This window comes from Wenxinia saemankumensis (genome assembly GCF_900141735.1).
GTDB classification, from domain to species: domain Bacteria; phylum Pseudomonadota; class Alphaproteobacteria; order Rhodobacterales; family Rhodobacteraceae; genus Wenxinia; species Wenxinia saemankumensis.
In genome coordinates this window covers 50,663-68,933 of record NZ_FQYO01000003.1, presented here as the reverse complement: position 1 = coordinate 68,933, position 18,271 = coordinate 50,663, and the positions used below count along the sequence as shown (strand labels likewise).

Annotated in this window: 17 protein-coding genes and 1 other RNA gene; 8 read left to right on the top strand and 10 right to left on the bottom strand. The window is 71.7% G+C overall.

Annotated elements, in window-relative coordinates; translation table 11 throughout:
- Positions 1 to 17: 17 nt before the first annotated feature.
- The gene (locus tag BUE30_RS07850) at positions 18 to 1,961 is read right to left on the bottom strand and encodes an extracellular solute-binding protein (protein WP_083601267.1); all 1,944 of its coding nucleotides are present in this window, start codon (positions 1,959 to 1,961) and stop codon (positions 18 to 20) included.
- A 201-nt stretch (positions 1,962 to 2,162) separates the two neighbouring features.
- Positions 2,163 to 2,687, bottom strand: coding sequence for a c-type cytochrome (locus BUE30_RS07845; protein ID WP_073328032.1), 525 nt, complete (start codon positions 2,685 to 2,687; stop codon positions 2,163 to 2,165).
- Positions 2,688 to 2,896: 209 nt separating this feature from the next.
- On the opposite strand from BUE30_RS07845, the gene BUE30_RS07840 reads away from it, so the two are divergent.
- Positions 2,897 to 3,745, top strand: a complete 849-nt coding sequence (locus BUE30_RS07840) for a prephenate dehydratase (protein WP_073328030.1) — start codon at positions 2,897 to 2,899, stop codon at positions 3,743 to 3,745.
- Positions 3,746 to 3,786: 41 nt separating this feature from the next.
- Here BUE30_RS07840 and BUE30_RS07835 read toward each other — a convergent pair whose 3' ends face one another.
- Entirely contained in the window at positions 3,787 to 4,257 is a 471-nt protein-coding gene (locus BUE30_RS07835) for an SRPBCC family protein (RefSeq protein ID WP_073328028.1), read from the bottom strand.
- Positions 4,258 to 4,330: 73 nt separating this feature from the next.
- The gene (gene nudC, locus BUE30_RS07830) at positions 4,331 to 5,299 is read right to left on the bottom strand and encodes an NAD(+) diphosphatase (RefSeq protein WP_073328025.1); all 969 of its coding nucleotides are present in this window, start codon (positions 5,297 to 5,299) and stop codon (positions 4,331 to 4,333) included.
- 111 nt (positions 5,300 to 5,410) lie between these two features.
- Here nudC and BUE30_RS07825 point away from each other — a divergent pair, with 111 nt between their 5' ends.
- The gene (locus BUE30_RS07825) at positions 5,411 to 7,315 is read left to right on the top strand and encodes a bifunctional metallophosphatase/5'-nucleotidase (protein WP_073328022.1); all 1,905 of its coding nucleotides are present in this window, start codon (positions 5,411 to 5,413) and stop codon (positions 7,313 to 7,315) included.
- On the opposite strand, the gene BUE30_RS07820 is transcribed toward BUE30_RS07825, so the two are convergent.
- The gene (locus BUE30_RS07820; RefSeq protein ID WP_073328019.1) at positions 7,284 to 8,393 is read right to left on the bottom strand and encodes a THUMP domain-containing class I SAM-dependent RNA methyltransferase; all 1,110 of its coding nucleotides are present in this window, start codon (positions 8,391 to 8,393) and stop codon (positions 7,284 to 7,286) included. The genes BUE30_RS07825 and BUE30_RS07820 overlap by 32 nt on opposite strands.
- A gap of 79 nt (positions 8,394 to 8,472) precedes the next feature.
- Positions 8,473 to 9,255 carry an SDR family NAD(P)-dependent oxidoreductase gene (locus BUE30_RS07815; RefSeq protein ID WP_073328016.1) on the bottom strand — a complete coding sequence of 261 codons (783 nt, stop codon included), beginning with the start codon at positions 9,253 to 9,255 and terminating at the stop codon, positions 8,473 to 8,475.
- 106 nt (positions 9,256 to 9,361) lie between these two features.
- Here BUE30_RS07815 and ffs point away from each other — a divergent pair.
- From ffs to BUE30_RS07795, 4 genes are all read left to right on the top strand, one after another.
- An RNA gene (gene ffs, locus BUE30_RS07810) (signal recognition particle sRNA small type) lies at positions 9,362 to 9,458 on the top strand.
- A gap of 163 nt (positions 9,459 to 9,621) precedes the next feature.
- Positions 9,622 to 10,662 carry a ribosome small subunit-dependent GTPase A gene (gene rsgA, locus BUE30_RS07805; RefSeq protein WP_073328013.1) on the top strand — a complete coding sequence of 347 codons (1,041 nt, stop codon included), beginning with the start codon at positions 9,622 to 9,624 and terminating at the stop codon, positions 10,660 to 10,662.
- Positions 10,663 to 10,706: 44 nt separating this feature from the next.
- Complete coding sequence (locus BUE30_RS07800) at positions 10,707 to 11,099, top strand: YidH family protein (RefSeq protein WP_073328010.1); 393 nt, start codon at positions 10,707 to 10,709, stop codon at positions 11,097 to 11,099.
- Between the two features lie 74 nt (positions 11,100 to 11,173).
- Complete coding sequence (locus tag BUE30_RS07795) at positions 11,174 to 12,913, top strand: DNA polymerase III subunit gamma/tau (protein ID WP_073328007.1); 1,740 nt, start codon at positions 11,174 to 11,176, stop codon at positions 12,911 to 12,913.
- Between the two features lie 131 nt (positions 12,914 to 13,044).
- Here the strand turns inward: BUE30_RS07795 and BUE30_RS07790 are convergent, their stop codons facing one another.
- Entirely contained in the window at positions 13,045 to 13,767 is a 723-nt protein-coding gene (locus BUE30_RS07790; RefSeq protein ID WP_073328004.1) for an SDR family oxidoreductase, read from the bottom strand.
- Complete coding sequence (locus BUE30_RS07785; RefSeq protein WP_073328001.1) at positions 13,764 to 14,651, bottom strand: NAD(P)-dependent oxidoreductase; 888 nt, start codon at positions 14,649 to 14,651, stop codon at positions 13,764 to 13,766. The genes BUE30_RS07790 and BUE30_RS07785 overlap by 4 nt, the downstream gene beginning before the upstream one ends.
- Positions 14,652 to 14,785: 134 nt before the next feature.
- Between BUE30_RS07785 and BUE30_RS07780 the strand changes: the two genes are divergently transcribed.
- A complete protein-coding gene (locus BUE30_RS07780; RefSeq protein ID WP_073327999.1) occupies positions 14,786 to 15,544 on the top strand; it encodes a GntR family transcriptional regulator in 759 nt (252 codons plus the stop codon).
- Entirely contained in the window at positions 15,489 to 16,334 is an 846-nt protein-coding gene (locus BUE30_RS07775) for a fumarylacetoacetate hydrolase family protein (protein WP_073327997.1), read from the top strand. Before BUE30_RS07780 ends, BUE30_RS07775 begins: the two co-directional genes overlap by 56 nt.
- A gap of 35 nt (positions 16,335 to 16,369) precedes the next feature.
- On the opposite strand, the gene BUE30_RS07770 is transcribed toward BUE30_RS07775, so the two are convergent.
- Both BUE30_RS07770 and BUE30_RS07765 read right to left on the bottom strand, forming a co-directional pair.
- On the bottom strand, positions 16,370 to 17,167 hold the full coding sequence (locus BUE30_RS07770; protein WP_073327994.1) for an amino acid ABC transporter permease: 798 nt from the start codon (positions 17,165 to 17,167) through the stop codon (positions 16,370 to 16,372).
- Between the two features lie 76 nt (positions 17,168 to 17,243).
- A complete protein-coding gene (locus BUE30_RS07765; protein ID WP_073327991.1) occupies positions 17,244 to 18,026 on the bottom strand; it encodes a transporter substrate-binding domain-containing protein in 783 nt (260 codons plus the stop codon).
- Positions 18,027 to 18,271: the final 245 nt, after the last annotated feature.

Below are 18,271 nucleotides of genomic sequence, written 5' to 3'. Positions count from 1 at the left end.
TCCTCCTCGTTATCGGATCAGTTCAGGGCCCCGGCGTCGCGCAGCGCCTGCGCCGCCTCGGCATCGTACCACCACCAGTCGAGCTCGCCCGTCGCATAGGGGGGCAGCGTCTCGGGGTGACGGAACATGTCGTAATAGGCGACCCAGGTTTCGCCCTTGTTCCACTGCGGCACCCAGAACCGCGTCGCCCTGAGCACCCGGTCGAGCGCGTGGACGGCCGGCACCATCTCCTCCAGCGTCTGCGCCTCGATCACGATCGGCAGCAGCCGGTCGATCGCCGGATCCCGCAGGTTCATTAGGTTGCGCGAGCTGTCGCCCGCGGTCGAGCTGTCGAACCACTGCTTGAGACCCGAGCCCGGCTCGAAACTCTGGCCCGGCGACGAGTTGACCAGGTCGTAATCGCCGGTCCGCGTCCGCTCCACGTATTGCGCGTAGTCGACCCGGTCGAGCCTTGCGTCGATGCCGAGCTGGCGCAGGTTCTCGATGAAGGGGTTCACGATGCGGTCGAACAGGGGCGACACCTGCAGGATGGTCATCTGCAACGGCTGGCCGTCCTTCTGCAGCATTCCGGCCGGCCCGACCTCCCAACCGGCCTCGGCCAGCAGCGCACCCGCGGCGCGGAACACCGCGCGGTCGGGCTGGTTCTGGCCGGCGCCGTTGACCGTCGGCATCACCACCTCGTCGGTGAGAATGCTCTCGGGCAGCAGGCCCTCGTCGACGAGCGGCTGCAGGATCGCGACCTCCTCGGGCGAGGGCGTGCCGCTCGCGGCGAGGTCGGAGTTCTGCCAGAAGCCGGTGGTGCGGTCGTAGAGTCCGTAGAACAGCGTCTCGTTCGACCATTCGAAGTTGAACATCATCTCGACGGCCTGCCGCACGCGGATGTCCTGCCATTGCGGATGGTCGAGATTGAAGACGAAGGCCTGGCCCGATCCGATCGCGCCCGACGGGATCGTCTCCTGCACGACCCAGCCGTTCTCGACCGCAGGGAAGGTGTAGGACGTGGCCCAGTCCTTGGACGAGTTCTCGGCCCGGAAGGTGTATTCTCCCGCGGCGAAGCCCTCGAACGCGGCCGAGCCGTCGGCGAAATACTCGACCCGGATCGTGTCGAAGTTGTACCGCCCCCGGTTGATCGGCAGGTCCGCCCCCCACCAGTCGGGGTCGCGCTCGATCACCACTTGCCGGTTGTAGTCGAAGCTGCCGAGGACATAGGGCCCGGTGCCGAGGAATGGCGCATCCTGGGACTCGTCGAGGCGGATCCCGTTGGTCTCGAACCAGGTCTTCGAGAAGACCGGCGTGCCGCCCGCGAAACCGACGCGATCGCGCACCGGGGCCTCGTCGGCGAAATCGAAGCGGATCGTGTGATCGTCGATCACCTCGACGCTCTCGATGTAGCTCTCGACCACCGCCCGGTATTCGGCGATGCCCTGCTCGAGAAAGAGGTTGAAGCTGAACTCCACGTCCGCCGCCGTCATCGGCGTCCCGTCCGAGAAGGTCACGTCGTCCCGCAGGTTGAAGATCACCCAGTCCCGGCTCTCGGGATATTCGAGCGTCGTGCAGAGGTAGCAGTAGCTGCCGTAGACGTCGTCGGCGGTGCCGGTGAGGATGCTCTCGTAGTAGATGTCGTTCAGCGCCACCGGGACGCCCTCGCGGGCATAGTTGTTGAAGCTGTCGAAGGTGCCTTGCGCCCAGGTCGCGATCTCGCCGCCCTTGGGGGCGTCGGGATTGACGTAGTCGAGATGCTCGAAATCGGCGGGATATCTCAGCTCGCCGAAATTGGTGTAGCCGTGGCTCTCGGTCACCGCCTCGTCCGCATCCTGCCCGTGGACGGCCCCGGCCGCGAGCAAGCCGGCCCCCAGCAGCAGCGCCCCGCCGATCCACGGAACGGGGGCGCCGGTGGCGCGGGCGACGGCGAGGGCGCGAGGGGCGGTCTTGCGGGAATGGGGCACCGGGCGATCCTCCATCGGGGACGGGTGTGTCAGGCTTGCCGGCAACGCTAGCGGCCCGGCGCCGCGATGTTCAAGGCGAGATTGCGTGAGGATCCGTCAGGCCCCCGTGATCCGCTCGCGGCGGACCGGTCCCGCGCAACGAACGATCCCGCCGGACATGAAAACGCCGCCGGCGGTGGCCCGCGGCGGCGCGTTTCCCGGTCCGTCGCCGGAACCTCAGCCGTCCTGCGTGGCGAGCCAGGCGATCAGGTCGGCGCGGTCCTGAGGGTCGCGCATGCCGGCATAGGTCATCTTGGTGCCGGGCGCGGTGCCGCGCGGATCCTCGAGGAAGGCGAAGAGCACCTCGGGCGACCACACGTCCCCCAGCTGCTCGAGCGCGCCGGAATAGGCGTAGTCGGGCACCGTGTCGATGCCGCGGCCGACGACGCCGTGCAGCGTCGGGCCGGTCATGTTCTCGCCCGGGGCGACCGCGTGGCAGGACCGGCAGTTGCGGAACAGGCCCTCGCCCGAGGCGGCGTCGCCGCTGGCGAGCACGGCCGCCACGTCTATCTCCTCCTCCGGCTCGGCGGAGGCGGTGCTGTCCTCGACCGGGATCACGTAGCCCTGCGCATGCTCCTCGCCCTCGCCGTGGCTCTCGGCCGGCTCGTAGATGAGCTCCGCGCCCCAGCCGCCCAGCAGGAACACCAGGAAGGTGCCGCAGACGCCGCCGACGATCTTGGTGAGGGTCATTGTGTCGAACATGCCGCGCTTCCGTCCCCGCATCGTTTGCGCGCCCATGTATCCCCTTGGGATGCCCCTGTGCAAGCCGTAGAACCGCGACGAATTGCCCGACTGCCGCCCCGCCGCACCGGCGCGCGCGGCCGGCCCGGCCTCCCCCCGGCTGCCACCCGAACGGGGACCCCGGCCGTCTTGACAGGGCCGCAGGCCGCGACCTGCGGGGGAGGACCGACATGACCAACCGCATCGCCTTCCAGGGCGAGCTCGGCGCCTACGGGCACCAGGCCTGCGCCGAGGCCCGGCCCAACATGGAGCCGTGGCCCTGCCCCACCTTCGAGGACGCGATCGAGAGCGTCCGCAAGGGCGACGCCGATCTCGGCATGATCGCGGTGGAGAACTCCACCTACGGCCGGGTCGCCGACGTCCACCAGCTGCTGCCCGAGAGCGGGCTGCACATCGTCGACGAGGCCTTCGTCAGGGTGCATGTCAACCTGCTCGGCCGGCCCGGTGCGCGGCTCGAGCAGATCCGCACCGCGCTCGGCCATGCGGTGATCCTGCCGCAGGCCCGCGGCTTCCTGCGCGAGAACGGCATCGCGAGCGAGGTCTGCTCGGACAATGCGCGCGCCGCCCGCGAGGTGTCCGAGGGCGGCGACGACAGCCGCGCCGCACTCGCCTCCGAGCTCGCGGCCGAGATCTACGGGCTGCGCGTCCTCGCCCGGCACATCGAGGATCACGACCGCAACACGACGCGCTTCATCGTCATGGCCCGCGAGCCCGACCTCAAGCGGCGCGGCAAGGGCGGCATGATCACCGCCTTCGTCTTCCGCGTGCGCAACATCCCCGCCGCGCTCTACAAGGCGATGGGCGGATTCGCGACGAACGGCGTCAACATGACCAAGCTGGAAAGCTACATGGTCGGCGGTCATTTCACCGCGACCCAGTTCTATGCCGAGATCGAGGGCCATCCCGACGACCGTTCGGTCCAGCTGGCGCTGGAGGAGCTGGACTACTTCACCGACATGGTGCGCCTGCTGGGCGTCTTTCCGGCCGCCGCCCGCCGCTACGAGAGCGAGCGGCGCTGATCCCCGGCGAGCGGGCCCCTGCCCCGTCAAGCCCCGCCCGGTCAGGCCCCGCGGCGCTGCCAGCGCGCCTCGACCTCGCGCGCGAAATGGGCGGTGCGCGCCGTGAGCCGCTTCGTCAGCTTGCCGCGGGCCAGCTTCAGCGATTGCAGCAGCAGCCGCGCCGGCAGCGTCCTGGCCGAGAACTCGGTGACCATGGTGATCCGGGTGCGCGACCGGGCCAGCGCGACGCATTCCACGTAGGTCAGCCCCTCCAGCCCGCCGGTGGAGGAGGTGACGGCATAGGCCTGCGGCGGTTCGAACTGCACGATGTCGGCGCGCACCTCGCGCTCGCGGCCGCGGAACTGGAACCGGATCTCCCAGGCCGTGCCCTCGCCGATCTCCCCCTCGCCGTCGACCCGGCGCACGTCGGCGCCGCGGCGCAGGGCCTGACGCTCGAAGGCGGGAAAGTCGCTCGCCTCGGCGAAGACCGCCTCGATCGGGGCCTCGATGTCCTCGCGCGCGGTGATCTGCATCTCGACGTCGTCCTGCTGCCTGTCGCCCCTCGGCCCTCCGCACGCGGCGGTCCGGCCCCGGGCGATCTAGCGGTCAGTCGAGCCGCCCCGCAACCCAGGCGGCCAGCAGGAAGCCGGCGATGGCGCCCTTTCTGGGCGCGCGTATCCCCGAATCCACGCCCCGCAGGATCCGGGCCATGCGCTCGCGGTCGACCCATTCCGCGGCCTCGATCTCCACCGGGTCGACGGTGATCGCCTCGCTCGTCGCCTCGGCCGCGCAGCCGAACATCAGCGAGGCGGGGAACGGCCAGGGCTGGCTGGCAAGGTAACGCACCGCGCCGACCGCGACCCCGGTCTCCTCGCGCACCTCGCGGCGCACGGCGGCCTCGATCGTCTCTCCGGGTTCGACGAAGCCGGCGAGGAGCGAGAACATTCCCTCCGGCCAGGCGGGATTGCGGCCGAGGAGGACACGGTCCCCCCGCAGGACCAGCATGATGACGACGGGATCGGTGCGGGGGAAATGCGCCGTGCCGCAGGCGGGGCAGACGCGGCGCCAGCCGGCATCCGCCATCTCGCTCGGCCGGCCGCAGGCGCTGCAGAAGGCGTGGCTCGCATGCCAGCCGGTCACCGCCCGCGCGGTGGCGGCCAGCTCGGCGTCGCGCGGGGTCAGATCCGACAGCCGGCCCCGCAGCTCGACGAAGCGGGCGCCCGGCACCTCCGGATGCGCCTGTTCCGACGGATCGACGAAGGCGCCGATCGTCGCCGACTCGCCCTCCGGCGGAGTCCAGTCGCCCAGATCGTGGGTCCAGATCCCCTCGCCGTCCTCGCGCCCCAGCAGGATCCGCGGCGCGATGTCGCGCAGCGCGGGATGGTCCAGGGGCAGCCGGACCAGCGCCTCGGTCCCGTCCGGACCGGGGCGCATCAGCAGCTTGCCCCGCCAGCTCAGGACGCTGCATGCGCCCGGGCGGGCGGCCAGCCGGGCCAGGGCCGCCGCGTCGATCCGTGTCTCCGACGCCCGGTCAAGACCGGATCCACCGAAGGTCACCTGTTCACCAATCCTCATGGCTGCTACCGAACACCAGCGGCCCATCGGCCGCAATCGGCACCGAACGTTCCCGCTGGGCTTCCCCTCCGTCCGATTCTCGCGCAGGTTGTTTTCAGGGAGAGGTCATACTTGCTGGAAGACGTGCCGCCCGGGTCCCTTGACGATCGCCTTCGCCTGACGGTCCTGGCCACCAGCGACCTGCATTGCCGGGTGCGGCCACGCGTCGTCTCGGCGGATGCGGCCGGGCGCGAGGGCGGATTCTCGGCCCTGGCCGACATGCTGCAGGACCTGCGACGGCAGAATCCCGATCTGCTGCTCTTCGACAACGGCGACCTGCTGCAGGGCAGCGCCCTGGCCGACCGTCTGGCGCATGAATGGCGCGCGGACCGGCACGGCGTGCACCCGGTGATCGGGCTGATGAACGCGCTCGGCTTCGACGCCGCGACCCCGGGCAACCACGATCTCGATTACGGGCTGGACTACGCGCTGCGCGCCTATGGCGGGGCGGAGTTCGCCGTGGTCAGCGCCAGCGTCCAGCGGCAGACCGATACCGGCGACTGGCGCTACGTCTTTCCGCCCTGGACCGTGCTCGAGAGGCGGATCGCCGGCCCCGACGGCCGGCCCCGCGACGTGCGGGTCGGCGTGATCGGCGTGATGCCGGGCGAGACGGCGCACTGGAACCGCGCCGCGCTGGGTCCGTCGATCCGCACCCTGCCGATCCGGCAGGCGATGGCCCAGGCCCTGCCGGATCTCCTGCGGCAGGAGCCGGACGTGGTCGTCGCGCTCTGCCATGCCGGGATCGACGGCTTCGACGAACGCATGCCCGACGATGACGGGGCCGAGGCGATGGCGCGGATGCCGGGAATCGACGTGGTCATCGGCGGCCATACCCATGAATGCTTTCCCAGCGACTGCCCGGCCGAGGACCGGGGCGAGGCCGGGGCGCCGACCCCCGGGACCGGGTCCGACCCGCGGGGCCTGCTGCACGGCACGCCGGTCGTGGTCCCGGGCGCCTACGGCGAACGCCTGGGCATGATCGAGCTCGACCTCTTCGCGGGCGAGGGGCGGACGCTGGTCCGCGAGCAGCCGACCAGCCGCCTCCGCCGCGTCGTCGCGCCAGCGCCCGGCACCCGGCCGCGCGGCCCCGCCCTCCGCCGGCTGGAGCGGATGCAGAGCGTGGTCGAGCGGGCGGGGGACAGGCGGCTCACCCGGCTCGCCGCGCCGCTGTCCTCGACCCTCGCGCTGATCGGCATCGATCCGGGCGGGCGCATCCTGGGCGAGGCGCTCGCCGCCTACGCCGCCCGCTCGGTCGAGGGCACGCCGCTGCGGCACCTGCCGATCCTGGCGGCCACCGCGCCGATCCGCAGCGGCGGCCGCGCCGGGCCGGGCAATTTCGTCGATCTGGCCGCCGGGGACCTGCCGCAGCACACGATCCACGAATTCTACCCGTTCTCGGACCAGGCGGCACTGATCACCGTCTCGGGAAAGGGGGCCGCGGCCTGGCTGGAATGCGCGGCGCAGGTCTTCTCCCATGTCGCGCCGGGGCGCGAGCCCGGCCCGCTCATCAAGGCGTCGGTCCCCGGCTACTTCCTCGACACGCTGTGGGGGCTGGACTACCGCATCGACCCGACCCGCCCGCCGGGCGAACGCGTGTCGGACATCCGCTGGCAGGGCCAGCCGCTCGACCCGGGGGCGCAGTTCCTGATCGCCACCAACGCGCACCGCGCCTCGGGCGCGGGGGGATTCATCGCCGCTTCGGGGGCGCACCTGTCCGGGATCCTCGATGCGCCCGTGCAGGACGTGCTGAGGGATCACCTCACCGGACTGGGAGAGGTCGTGCCCGACACGAGACCGGCCTGGTGGCTCACGGGGTCGGACTGGCGCGCCGGGCTCCACACCGCCACCTCGGCCGCCGCCGCCCTGCCCGACCTGCCCCACCTGACCCTGTCGGATGGCGGGCCGCTGCCGGACGGGATGCGGCTGGTGATCGTGGCACCGCGGATCAGGGAAGAGGATCCGTCCGCCACAGCGTGACGCGCAGGCCCCCGTGGGGCACCGGCGGATCCGCGGGCAGGAAGGGCAGGCCGGTGGCCCGGGCCAGTCCGCCATCCGAGGTGACGATCCCGACCCGCCATCCCCGGAACCGCTCCGCCAGCGTCCGGCCGAGCGCGCCGTAGAGCCCGAAGAGCAGTTTGCGGTTGCCGATCCGCGCCCCGTAGGGGGGATTGACCATGACCAGGCCGGGCGGACCCGGAGGCGGCGCCGCATCGCTGACCGCCCGCCGCTCGAAGCTGCACAGATCCGCCACCCCCGCCCGCGCCGCATTCGCGGCGGCCGAGCGCACGGCGCCGTCGTCGCGGTCCGACCCGTGGAACCCCGCCGATACCGGCCGACCGCCGCCCTGCCGCAGCGCCGCCCATTCGCCGGGATCGAAGGAGGCCAGCTCCTCGAAGGCGAAGGCCCGGTCCCGGCCGGGATGCAGTCCGGCCGCGATCTCGGCCGCCTCGATGACGAAGGTGCCCGAGCCGCACATCGGATCGAGAACGGGCCCGGTCCCGTCATAGCCGCAGCGCCGGAGGAAGAGAGCGGCAAGGGTCTCGCGCATCGGCGCCTTGCCCACCGCCTCCTTGTGGCCGCGCCGATGCAGCGGCGCGCCGGAGCTGTCGAGGCTGATCGTGACGAGGTTTCGGTCGATCCGCACCTTCAGCGCGACGACCGCATCCTCGGCGGCGGCGACGATCGGCGCGCCGGTCGCGTCCGCGATCGCCCGCTCGATCCGCTCGGCGGCGGCCCCGGCATGGTAGATCCTCGACGCCTTCGTCGCGACCTCGACCCGGACCGGCCGGTCCGGACGCAGAAGGCCCGTCCAGTCGACCTTGCGCGCCCTCTTGTCGAGCTGGGCGAGGTGGACGGCCGGGAATTCGGCCACGCGGACGAGGATGCGTCCCGCCCCGCGCAGCACCAAGTTCGCGCGCCAGACATCCGGCCAACCACCCCGGAAGGTCACGCCCCCCGGACCGGCCTCGGCGCCCGTCCAGCCGGCGGCGTGCACCTCTTCCAGCAGGAGCGGCTCGAGCGAGGGCGGGACGGCGGCGAAGATCTCGAGGTCCATCCGCCGCCTCTATCCTGCCGCGCGGGCCCGCGCGAGTCCCCCTTCTGGCCCGGCCGGGCCAGAGGGGGGCCGGGCGGGCTCAGACGTTGATCGAGCCGACCGCGCCGCCGTCCACGCGCCAGTTCGCGCCGGTGACGAAGGAGGACAGCTCCGAGCAGAGCAGCGCGATGACCGGCGCGACCTCCTCCGCCTTGCCGCGGCGCTTGAGCACCAGGTAGGGGCGGTCCTCCTCGAGGAAGCTCTCGATCGCCTCGTCGAAGCTGACGCCCAGCTCGTCGCTGCGCTTCTCCATCATGCCGTCGGTCATCGGCGTCTCGATGAAGGCGGGCGCGACGCAGTTCACCAGCAGGCCCTTGTCCGAATGCGCCATCGCGACGGACTTGGCGAAGGAGAGCAGCGCCGACTTGGCGGAATTGTAGACGGTCTCCTCCGGATAGGGCTGGGCCACGTTCTCGGAGGTGACGAAGACGACGCGGCCCCAGCCGCGGTCGACCATCGCGGGGCCGAAATGGCGCATCATCCGCACAGCGGAGAGGAAATCGATGTTCAGCGCCTCCTCCCAGTCCTTCTCCTCCATCTGGAGCGGATCGCCCTTGGCGCCCGTCACGCCGGCGGCATGTACGAGGATGTCGAAATCGGTACCGGCCTCGTCCACGAACTTCCGGACGCCCTCGACCGAAGACAGATCGCCCGCGATGGCGCGCGCCCCGAATTCCCTGGCGGCCGCCTCGGTCTTCTCCTGGTCGATGTCGGTCAGGGTCAGCTCGACCCCCGCCTCGTGCAGCAGCCGGGCCACCTCGATGCCCATGCCGCCCGATCCGCCGGTGATGAGGGCCTTCCTGCCCTTGATCTTCAGATCCATTGTCCGTCGCCCTTCGCGATTGCCGTTACAGCCTTCGCAACGCCCCGGCCCGCGGCCGGTTGCCCGTGGCTTGCGAACTCACGCCGTTGTGCCTATGTGGGGCGTCGAGAGGTTGGCGCGGGCAAGCGCCTCGCCAACCCGGTCAGGTCCGGAAGGAAGCAGCCGCAACGAGCCCCGCTTGGGTCGTGGTCCAGCCTCTCACCAACGCCGAAGCCGCAAGGAGGACCGTCATGGAGAATGTCGCCCCCCTCCGGGCCGCCGCCTGAGTCGCTTGCCGACCACGCCGCCGCCCGATGCAGGTCGCCCCGTGGCCCGATGTCGTCGGACCGGCTCACGGGCCATCGCACTCGCGCTTCGGACATATCATTGACTGACACATCGCTCTCCGACCTCGGCTGGTCGGACCATTTCGCCCGTCAGGTCACCCCTGACGACACCGGAACCCCTGCCCGCGTCACGGGCATCCACCGCGACCGGCTGGACGCGCTCGGCCCGGGCGGGCCCCTCTCGCTGAAGACCTCGCAGCATCTCGCCGGCTTCGCCGTGGGCGACTGGCTGCTGCACGACGGCACCGTGGTCACCCGCCTGCTGGAGCGGCGCGGCGCGATCCTGCGCAAGGCGGCGGGCGCGGAGGTGAAGGAGCAGCTGATCGCCGCCAATGTCGACACGCTCGCCATCGTCACCAGCTGCAACGCCGATTTCAACATCGGCCGGCTGGAGCGCTACCTCGCCCTCGCGGCGCAGGGTGACGCGTTGCCGCTGATCGTGCTGACAAAGGCGGACCTTTCGGACGATCCCCGCGACTACGAGGCGCAGGCGGCGCGCCTGTCCCCGCTGGTCACGGTCGTCACGCTCGACGCGCGGGAGGAGGCGGACCGGCTGGAGCCGTGGTGCCGCGACGGTCGGACGCTCGCCCTCGTCGGATCCTCGGGCGTCGGCAAGACCACGCTGCAGAACGCGCTGACCGGCATCGCGGACGCGGTTCAGGGCATCCGCGAGGACGATGCGCGGGGCCGGCACACGACCACGTCGCGGGCGCTGCGGCCGACCCTGTCGGGCGGCTGGCTGATCGACACGCCCGGCATGCGGGAGATCCAGCTGGCCGATGTGGGCGAGGCGATCGACACGATCTTTCCCGAGATCGAGGAGCTGGCGACGCTCTGCCGCTTCCGCGACTGCGCCCATGTGGGCGAGCCGGGCTGCGCGGTGCAGGCCGCCATCGCGGCGGGCGACCTCGATCCGGGCCGCCTGGAACGCTGGCGCAAGCTGCGGCGCGAGGATCGCCACAACAGCGAGACGGTCGCGCAATCCCGCGCCCGGTTCCGCGCGCTGAACAAGCAGTATCGCGGCGGCAAGGCCCGGGCCGAGGCCAAGCGCAGCGGCCGCGCCTACGACAAGGACGATTGAACGGGGCTGGGCAGGGGGGCCGCGTCGCGGCTAACCTGCCCGCCATGCCCCAGGACCACGCCCCCGCCGATCCCGACACCAAGACCGAATGGGCCGAGAACCGCACCGACTGGGCCGAGGACAGGACCGTCCTCGCCAACGAGCGGACCTTTGCGGGATGGATGCGGACCGGCATGGCCTGCATCGCGCTGGCCGTGGGTCTCAAGGCGATCTTCGGCGAGGTGGAGAGCGCCTTCTACCCGGCGCGGGTCGTCGCCACGCTGTTCTGCGTGATCGCGGCAGGCGTGTTCTGGATAGCGCGGCGGAAATCCTGCGACACGGTGGCGCGGCTGAAGACGCACGGCACGCGATCCGTCTCGAGCCGGGCGATGACCGCGATCTCGGCGGCGCTCATCGCCGGGGCGGCGGGGACGACCGTCCTGCTCTGGCTGATCTGACGGCAGGGCCGCTGCGCGCTGTGGACCCCGCCCCCGCCGGTCCCTAGGTTGGCGCCGTCCCACGGAGACCCGCGATGACCGACGCCCCCGCCTACCAGGTGCTCGCCCGGAAGTACCGGCCCGAGACCTTCGCCGATCTCGTCGGACAGGACGCGATGGTGAAGACGCTGAAGAATGCCTTCGCCGCGGGCCGGATCGCGCAGGCCTTCATCATGACGGGCATCCGCGGCACCGGGAAGACGACGACGGCACGGATCATCGCCAAGGGTCTGAACTGCGTCGGCCCGGACGGCACCGGCGGGCCGACGACCGAGCCCTGCGGCCAGTGCGAGCCCTGCCGCAAGATCATGGCGGGCCGTTTCCTCGACGTGCTCGAGATGGACGCGGCCAGCAATACCGGCGTCGACTACATTCGCGACCTCAACCAGATGGCGAACACGCGGCCCGCCGAGGGGCGCTACAAGATCTTCATCATCGACGAGGTCCACATGCTGTCGACGCAGGCGTTCAACGCCCTGCTCAAGACGCTGGAGGAGCCGCCCCCGCATACGAAGTTCATCCTCGCCACGACCGAGATCCGGCGTGTGCCCGTGACGGTCCTGTCGCGCTGCCAGCGCTTCGACCTGCGCCGGATCGAGCCCGAGACGATGATCGCCCTGCTGCGCCGGATCTCGGACGCGGAAGGGGCGGAGATCAGCGACGACGCGCTCGCCCTGATCACCCGCGCGGCGGAAGGGTCGGCCCGCGACGCCGAATCGCTGCTCGACCAGGCGATCAGCCACGGCGCGGGCGAGACCACGGCCGAGCAGGTCCGTGCGATGCTGGGCCTTGCCGACCGGGGGCGGGTGCTCGACCTCTTCGACGCGATCCTGCGGGGCGATGCCGCGGGCGCGCTGACCGAGCTCAGCGCGCAATATGCCGACGGAGCGGACCCGATCGCCGTGCTGCGCGACCTCGCCGAGATCGCCCACTGGACCAGCGTCATCAAGATCACGCCCGAGGCGGCGGACGACCCGACGGTGGGCCCCGACGAGCGGCGCCGCGGCCGCGAGATGGCCGAGGCGCTGCCGATGCGGGTGCTGGCGCGGATGTGGCAGATGCTGCTCAAGGCGCTGGAGGAGGTGGCGGGCGCCCCGAACGCGATGATGGCGGCCGAGATGGCGGTGATCCGGCTGACCCATGTCGCCGACCTGCCCTCGCCCGAGGAGATCGTCCGCAAGCTGAAGGATGCTCCGCCCCCCGGCCCCGCCCCCGCCGGGCCCGGCGGGGCGGGGGCCCCGTCCGGCGGCGGCGTCACCGCCCGCGGCACCCCCGCGCCGACCCATCGCGGCCCCTCCGGCCCCGTCGCCAGCGCCCTGCCGGCGGCGGCGGAGGAGGCCAGCCCGCTGGCCCGCTACGCCCGCTTCGAGCAGGTGGTGGAACTGGTCCGCGCCAACCGCGACGTGCGCCTGCTGGTCGAGATCGAGACCGGTCTGCGACTGGTGCGCTATTCGCCCGGCCGGATCGAGTTCACCCCGACCGAGGATTGCGCCCCCGACTTCGCCCAGCGCCTCGGCCAGCGGCTCCAGGCCTTCACCGGCGCCCGCTGGGCGGTCACGATCGTCTCGGGCGGCGAGGCCCCGACGATCGCCGAGACGCGCGACGCGGCCGAGACGGCCGAGAAGGACGCGGCGGCGGCGCATCCGCTGGTGCAGGCCGTGCTCGCCGCCTTTCCCAAGGCGCGGATCACCGCGATCCGCCATCCCGAGGCGCAGGCCGAGACCGAGGCCCTGCCCGAGGTCGAGGGCGAGTGGGACCCGTTCGAGGAGGAGTGATTGGCGCGGCGCCATACGCCCGGCCGGGGCGCGGGGCGGCGGGTACGGACGGTATTCGCGGACCCTGCGAAGGAGGGGGCGGGGCGCCGCGCCCCGGCGGGGGCGCGGGCGGTGAGACGGGCGGGCGGGGGTCAGCCGGCCGCCCAGCCGCCGTCGATGATGTGGGCCTGCCCGGTGGTGAAGGCGCTCTCGTCCGAGGCGAGGTAGACGGCGAGCGCGGCGACCTCGCCGGGCTGGCCGATCCGGCCCATCGGCTGGCGGGCGACGAAGGCGCGGCGTGCGGCCTCGTAATCGCCGGTGGCGCGCAGCCTGTCCTGCAGCGAGGGGCTCTCGACCGTGCCGGGACAGATGCAGTTCGCCCGCACGCCGGTCGTCACGTAATCGATGGCGACCGATTTCGTCAGGCCGATCACCGCCGCCTTGGACATGCCGTAGATGCAGCGCCCGGGCGCCGCGATGATCGACGAGGCGACCGAGGCGATGTTGACGATCGAGCCGCCCCCGCGCGCCACCATGCCCGGCAGGGCCGCCTGGATGGCGTGGAACTGCGCCCTCACATTGAGCGACATCGCGACGTCGAACTCGTCGTCCGTCGCCTGCTCGACCGTTCCGGCATGGACGAACCCCGCGCAATTGGCGAGCACGTCCGGCGCGGCGTCGCGGATCGCCTGCTGCAGGGCGGCCCTGTCCGTCACGTCGAGCGCGAAGGTCCGCCCCTCCAGCCCCGCCAGGAGGTCGCCCTTCAGGTCCGTCGCCGTGACCTCGGCCCCCTCTCGGACGAAGGCCTCGGCGATGGCGCGGCCGATCCCCTGCCCGGCCGCGGTGACGAAGGCGCGCTTGCCGGCGAGCCTCACGGTTTCGATCCCAGATGCGCGGCGAACCAGTCGACCATCTGCGGCACCATCAGATCGCCGTCGCCGGTCGATCCCGCCTCGTCCAGCGTCGCGGCCGCGGCCCCGCCCATGCGCGTGGCGAGGCCGAGATCCCCGGTCATCCGCGCGTAGTAGCCCACGTCCTTCGCCGCGTTCGCGACCGAGAAGGCGAGGTCGACCTGCCCGTCCACGGCGTAGTTGCGGATGAAGTCCATCATCCCCGAATGGTTCGGGCCGGCGGCCATCACCTCGTAGAGCGTCTGCCGCCCGATCCCGGCCGCATCGGCGACGGCGAAGGCCTCGGCCATGGCGTTCGCCGTGGTCATGGCGAAGAAGTTGTTGATCAGCTTGATCGTGTGGCCGCTGCCCAGCGCCCCGAGGTGGAAGACGTTCTCGCCCAGCGTCTCGAGCACGGGCCTGACGCGGTCGAAGGCGGCGCGGTCCCCGGCGCACATGATGTTGAGCCTGCCATCCCGGGCATGGGCGGGGGTCCGGCCGAGCGGGGCGTCGAGATAGACCGCCCCCCGCTCTGCCAGCCGCGCGCCGATCTCCTTCGTCGAGGCGGGGAGCGAGGTGCCGAAATCGATCACCACCTGCCCGGGCCGCGTGCCCTCGATCACGCCGCCGGCGCCCAGCACCCGCGCCTCCACCTGCTCGGAGGTGCCCATGCAGAGCATCACGATCCCGGCCTCCCGGGCCAGGTCGGCGGCGCTCGCGGCCTCGCGCCCCCCGCGCGAGAGCGCCTCGTCGATCCCGGTTCGGTCGCGGTTGCCGAGCACGATCACCTCGTGCCCGGCTGCCTGGAGGCACTCCACCATGGCGCGGCCCATGAGGCCGAGGCCGATGAATCCGATGGTCTGCGGCATGATGCCTGTCCTTTCGTCGCCCTGCTCGGCCGCCGCGAGGGCGGGCCCGCCTGACGATAACCGCCTTGTTTTTGGTATACCAGATGGGGAAGACTGCCCCCGACCCTGACCCGACCCCGAACCGCCGCGTGCCGATGAGCCTGCCCCCCCTGCCCGATCACATCGCAGCCGAGCTGCGCCGCAAGATCCTGCGCGGCGACCTGCGCCCCGGCCAGTCGGTGAAGGAGCGCGACCACGCGGCCGAGATGGGCGTCAGCCGGACCCCGATGCGCGAGGCGATCCGCATCCTCGCCAAGGAGGGGCTGATCGAGCTGCGGCCCGCCCGGTCCCCCGTCGTCGCCCGCCCCGATCTGCGCGAGCTGTGCGATTCCGCCGAGGTGCTGATCGCGCTGGAGCGCCTGTCGGGGGAGCTGGCCTGCCGCAATGCCAGCGATGCAGGCCTCGCCCGGATCGCCTCGGCCGCGCAGCGGATGGAGGACGGGTTCGCCACCGCCGAGCGGATCGACAGCTTCGAGATGGACATGGCGTTCCACATGGCGATCGCGGTGGAATCCGGGAATGCCGCCCTCGCCCGGACGCACCGTGCTTATCTCGCGCGGCTCTGGCGGGCGCGGTTCCTGGCCTCGCGGCTGAAGGAGCGGCGGCAGCTCGCGCTGGAGCAGCACGGGCAGATGGTCGCGGCCCTCGTCGCGCGCGATGTCGGGGCCTTCACCGCCGTGCTGGGCGACCACCTCGCCGGGCTGCCGGACTACTTCCGCCTTGTGCTCGCGGGGGAAGCGGCCGAAGCCGGCGCCGAGACATCGAAGGACGGGGGCCGACGCCCCGGAAAGGACGAGGATGAAACTGCTGCGCTACGGGGCGAAGGGATCGGAGAAGCCGGGACTTCTGGATGAGGACGGCACGGTCCGCGACCTGTCGGGCCACGTGACGGATCTCGCCGGGGACGGCGTCTCGATCGAGGCGCTGGAGCGGATCCGCGCGATCGACCCGGCCACCCTGCCGGCCGTGGCCGAGCCCGGGCGGATCGGGGCCTGCCTCGCCTCGGTTCCCAACTTCTTCTGCATCGGGCTGAACTACGCGAAACACGCCGCCGAGACCGGGGCCGAGCCGCCGAAGGAGCCGATCCTCTTCAACAAGACGACGTCCTGCCTCTGCGGGCCCGACGACGACGTGATCGTCCCGCACGGCAGCGAGAAGACCGACTGGGAGGTCGAGCTCGGCGTCGTGATCGGCAGGCCGGCCTTCCACGTCTCCGAGGAGGAGGCGCTGGACCACGTCGCGGGCTACTGCGTCGTGAACGACGTCTCGGAGCGGGCCTGGCAGATCGAGCGCGGCGGTCAGTGGACGAAGGGCAAGTCGGCCCCGACCTTCGGCCCCGTCGGCCCCTGGCTCGTCACCGCGGACGAGGTGCCGGACCCGCAGGCCCTGGCCCTGTCGCTGAAGCTGAACGGCGAGACCGTCCAGGACAGCGACACGTCCGACATGATCTTCACCGTGCGGCAGATCGTGTCCTACATGTCGCGTTTCATGGAGCTGCGGCCGGGCGACGTGATCGCCACGGGCACGCCATCGGGCGTCGGCATGGGGATGAGACCGCAGCGCTTCCTGCGCCCCGGCGACACGATGGAGCTGACGGTGCAGGGGCTCGGCACCCAGCGGCAGAGGGCCGTCGCCGCCGACTGACCCCCGGGGGGCGGGGCGCCCGTCGGGGGCGCCCCTCACCGCGCGCGGCGCGCCTTCTCGAACCGGCGCAGCAGCAGGCTGAGGCCGATCGTCATCGTCAGGTAGAGCAGCGCGACCACGTTGTAGGTCTCGAAATAGCGGAAATTTCCCGCCGCCGTGACCTTGCCCAGCTGGGTGATGTCGGCCACGCCGAGCACCGAGACGAGCGAGCTGTCCTTCACCATCGCCACGAGGTCGTTGCCGAGCGGCGGCAGGATGGTGCGGATCGCCTGCGGAAACGTGACGAAGCGGAACCTCTGGAAACGGGTCAGGCCCAGCGCCTCCGCCGCCTCGATCTGGCCCTTCTCCACCGATTGCAGGCCCGCGCGGAACACCTCTGCGAGGAAGCTGGCATAGGCCAGCGTCAGGGCGATCACCGCGCGCCAGAGCAGGGGGAAGTCGCGCCCCCGGACCGGCTCCCACCCCAGCTGGCCGCCAACCCAGTTCCGCAGGTCGACGAGGGCGGGGGCGAAGACGAAGGCGACGTAGAGCAGCAGCACGATGATCGGCACGCCGCGCATCACCTCGACATAGAGCCGCGCCGCCTGCCGGGCGACCAGCGACCCGGAGAGCTGCATCAGCGCGAGGAGAAGGCCGAGCAGACAGGCCGAGGCATAGGCGATCGCGGTCACGAGAACGGTGATCCCCAGCCCCTTCAGCAGAAGCTGCAGGACGCCGGCATAGACCTCGTCCGACAGCACCTCCCAGAACAGCCAGAGGATCGTGAGCCCCACGATCACCAGCCACCAGGGAAAGTCGCCCTCGCGTTTGGGCTTCGGGGGATGCGGCGCCATGGCGGCCCCTTCCTGCGGGAACGGGCGGAGCGCAGCTGCGCGCCCCGCCCGACCGGATCGTGCGGTCAGTTCTGGCTCACTCGCCCATGGCGTAGTCGAGGAACCAGCGGGTGTTCAGCTCGTCCAGCGTGCCGTCCCCGGCGAGCGCGGCGATGGCGGCGTTCATCGGCTCCACCAGGTCCGAACCCTGCGGGAAGATGAAGCCGAACTCCTCGGTCCCCAGCGGCTCGCCCACGATCTTGAGCCCGCCCTCGGAGGCCGCGACATAGCCGTTCCCGGCCGTGCCATCGGTCAGGACAAGGTCGACATCGCCGTTGCGCAGCGCCTCGACGCCCGCGCCGAAGGTCTCGAACAGCTGGATGCGCGGGTTCGCCTCGTCGCCGTCGAGCACGTCGTAGACGCCGACATAGAACGGCGTCGTGCCGGGCTGGGCGGCCATCAGCAGGTCCGGGTCGGCGGCGAAGGAGGCGGCGTCGGTGAACCGCTCCTCGTCGCCGCGGACCAGCATGACCATCTGGCTGGTCATGTAGCTGTCCGAGAAGTCGACCACCTCGGCCCGGTCCTCGCGGATCGTGATGCCGGTCATGCCCATGTCGTACTGGCCCTCGGCCACGGCGGGGATCATCGCGTCCCAGCTCGTCGTCTCGTAGACCGGCACGATGTTGATGAGGCCGGCGATCGCCTCCATCGCGTCGTATTCCCACCCGATCGGAGCCCCCTCGGGCCCGACGAACTGGAGTGGCGGATAGGCGTTCTCGGTCGCGATGACGACCTCGCGGCCGCCCAGGTCGGGCAGGTCCTGGGCGAGGGAGGGCAACGCGGTCAGAGCGAGCGCGGCGGCGGCGATGAGTCGGGTCACGAGGGGCAATCTCCCTGAAGGCGGATCGGTTTGGCTGGCACGCAGTATGGGCGGGCCGCCGCCCGGTGCAAGCCCGTCCCCGGGGGGCGGGGGCCGGGCGACCGATCCGCCCTGCCGGGGCGGGCCTGGGGGCCCGGGGGGGACGGCGGCATCGAGTTGCGGGGGCGGGTCGTTGCGCCCGGGGACCAGACGATCCGCGCGGGGCGGAGGATGCCCGGCCCGGCCCCTCCCGGGCCTTTGCAGGC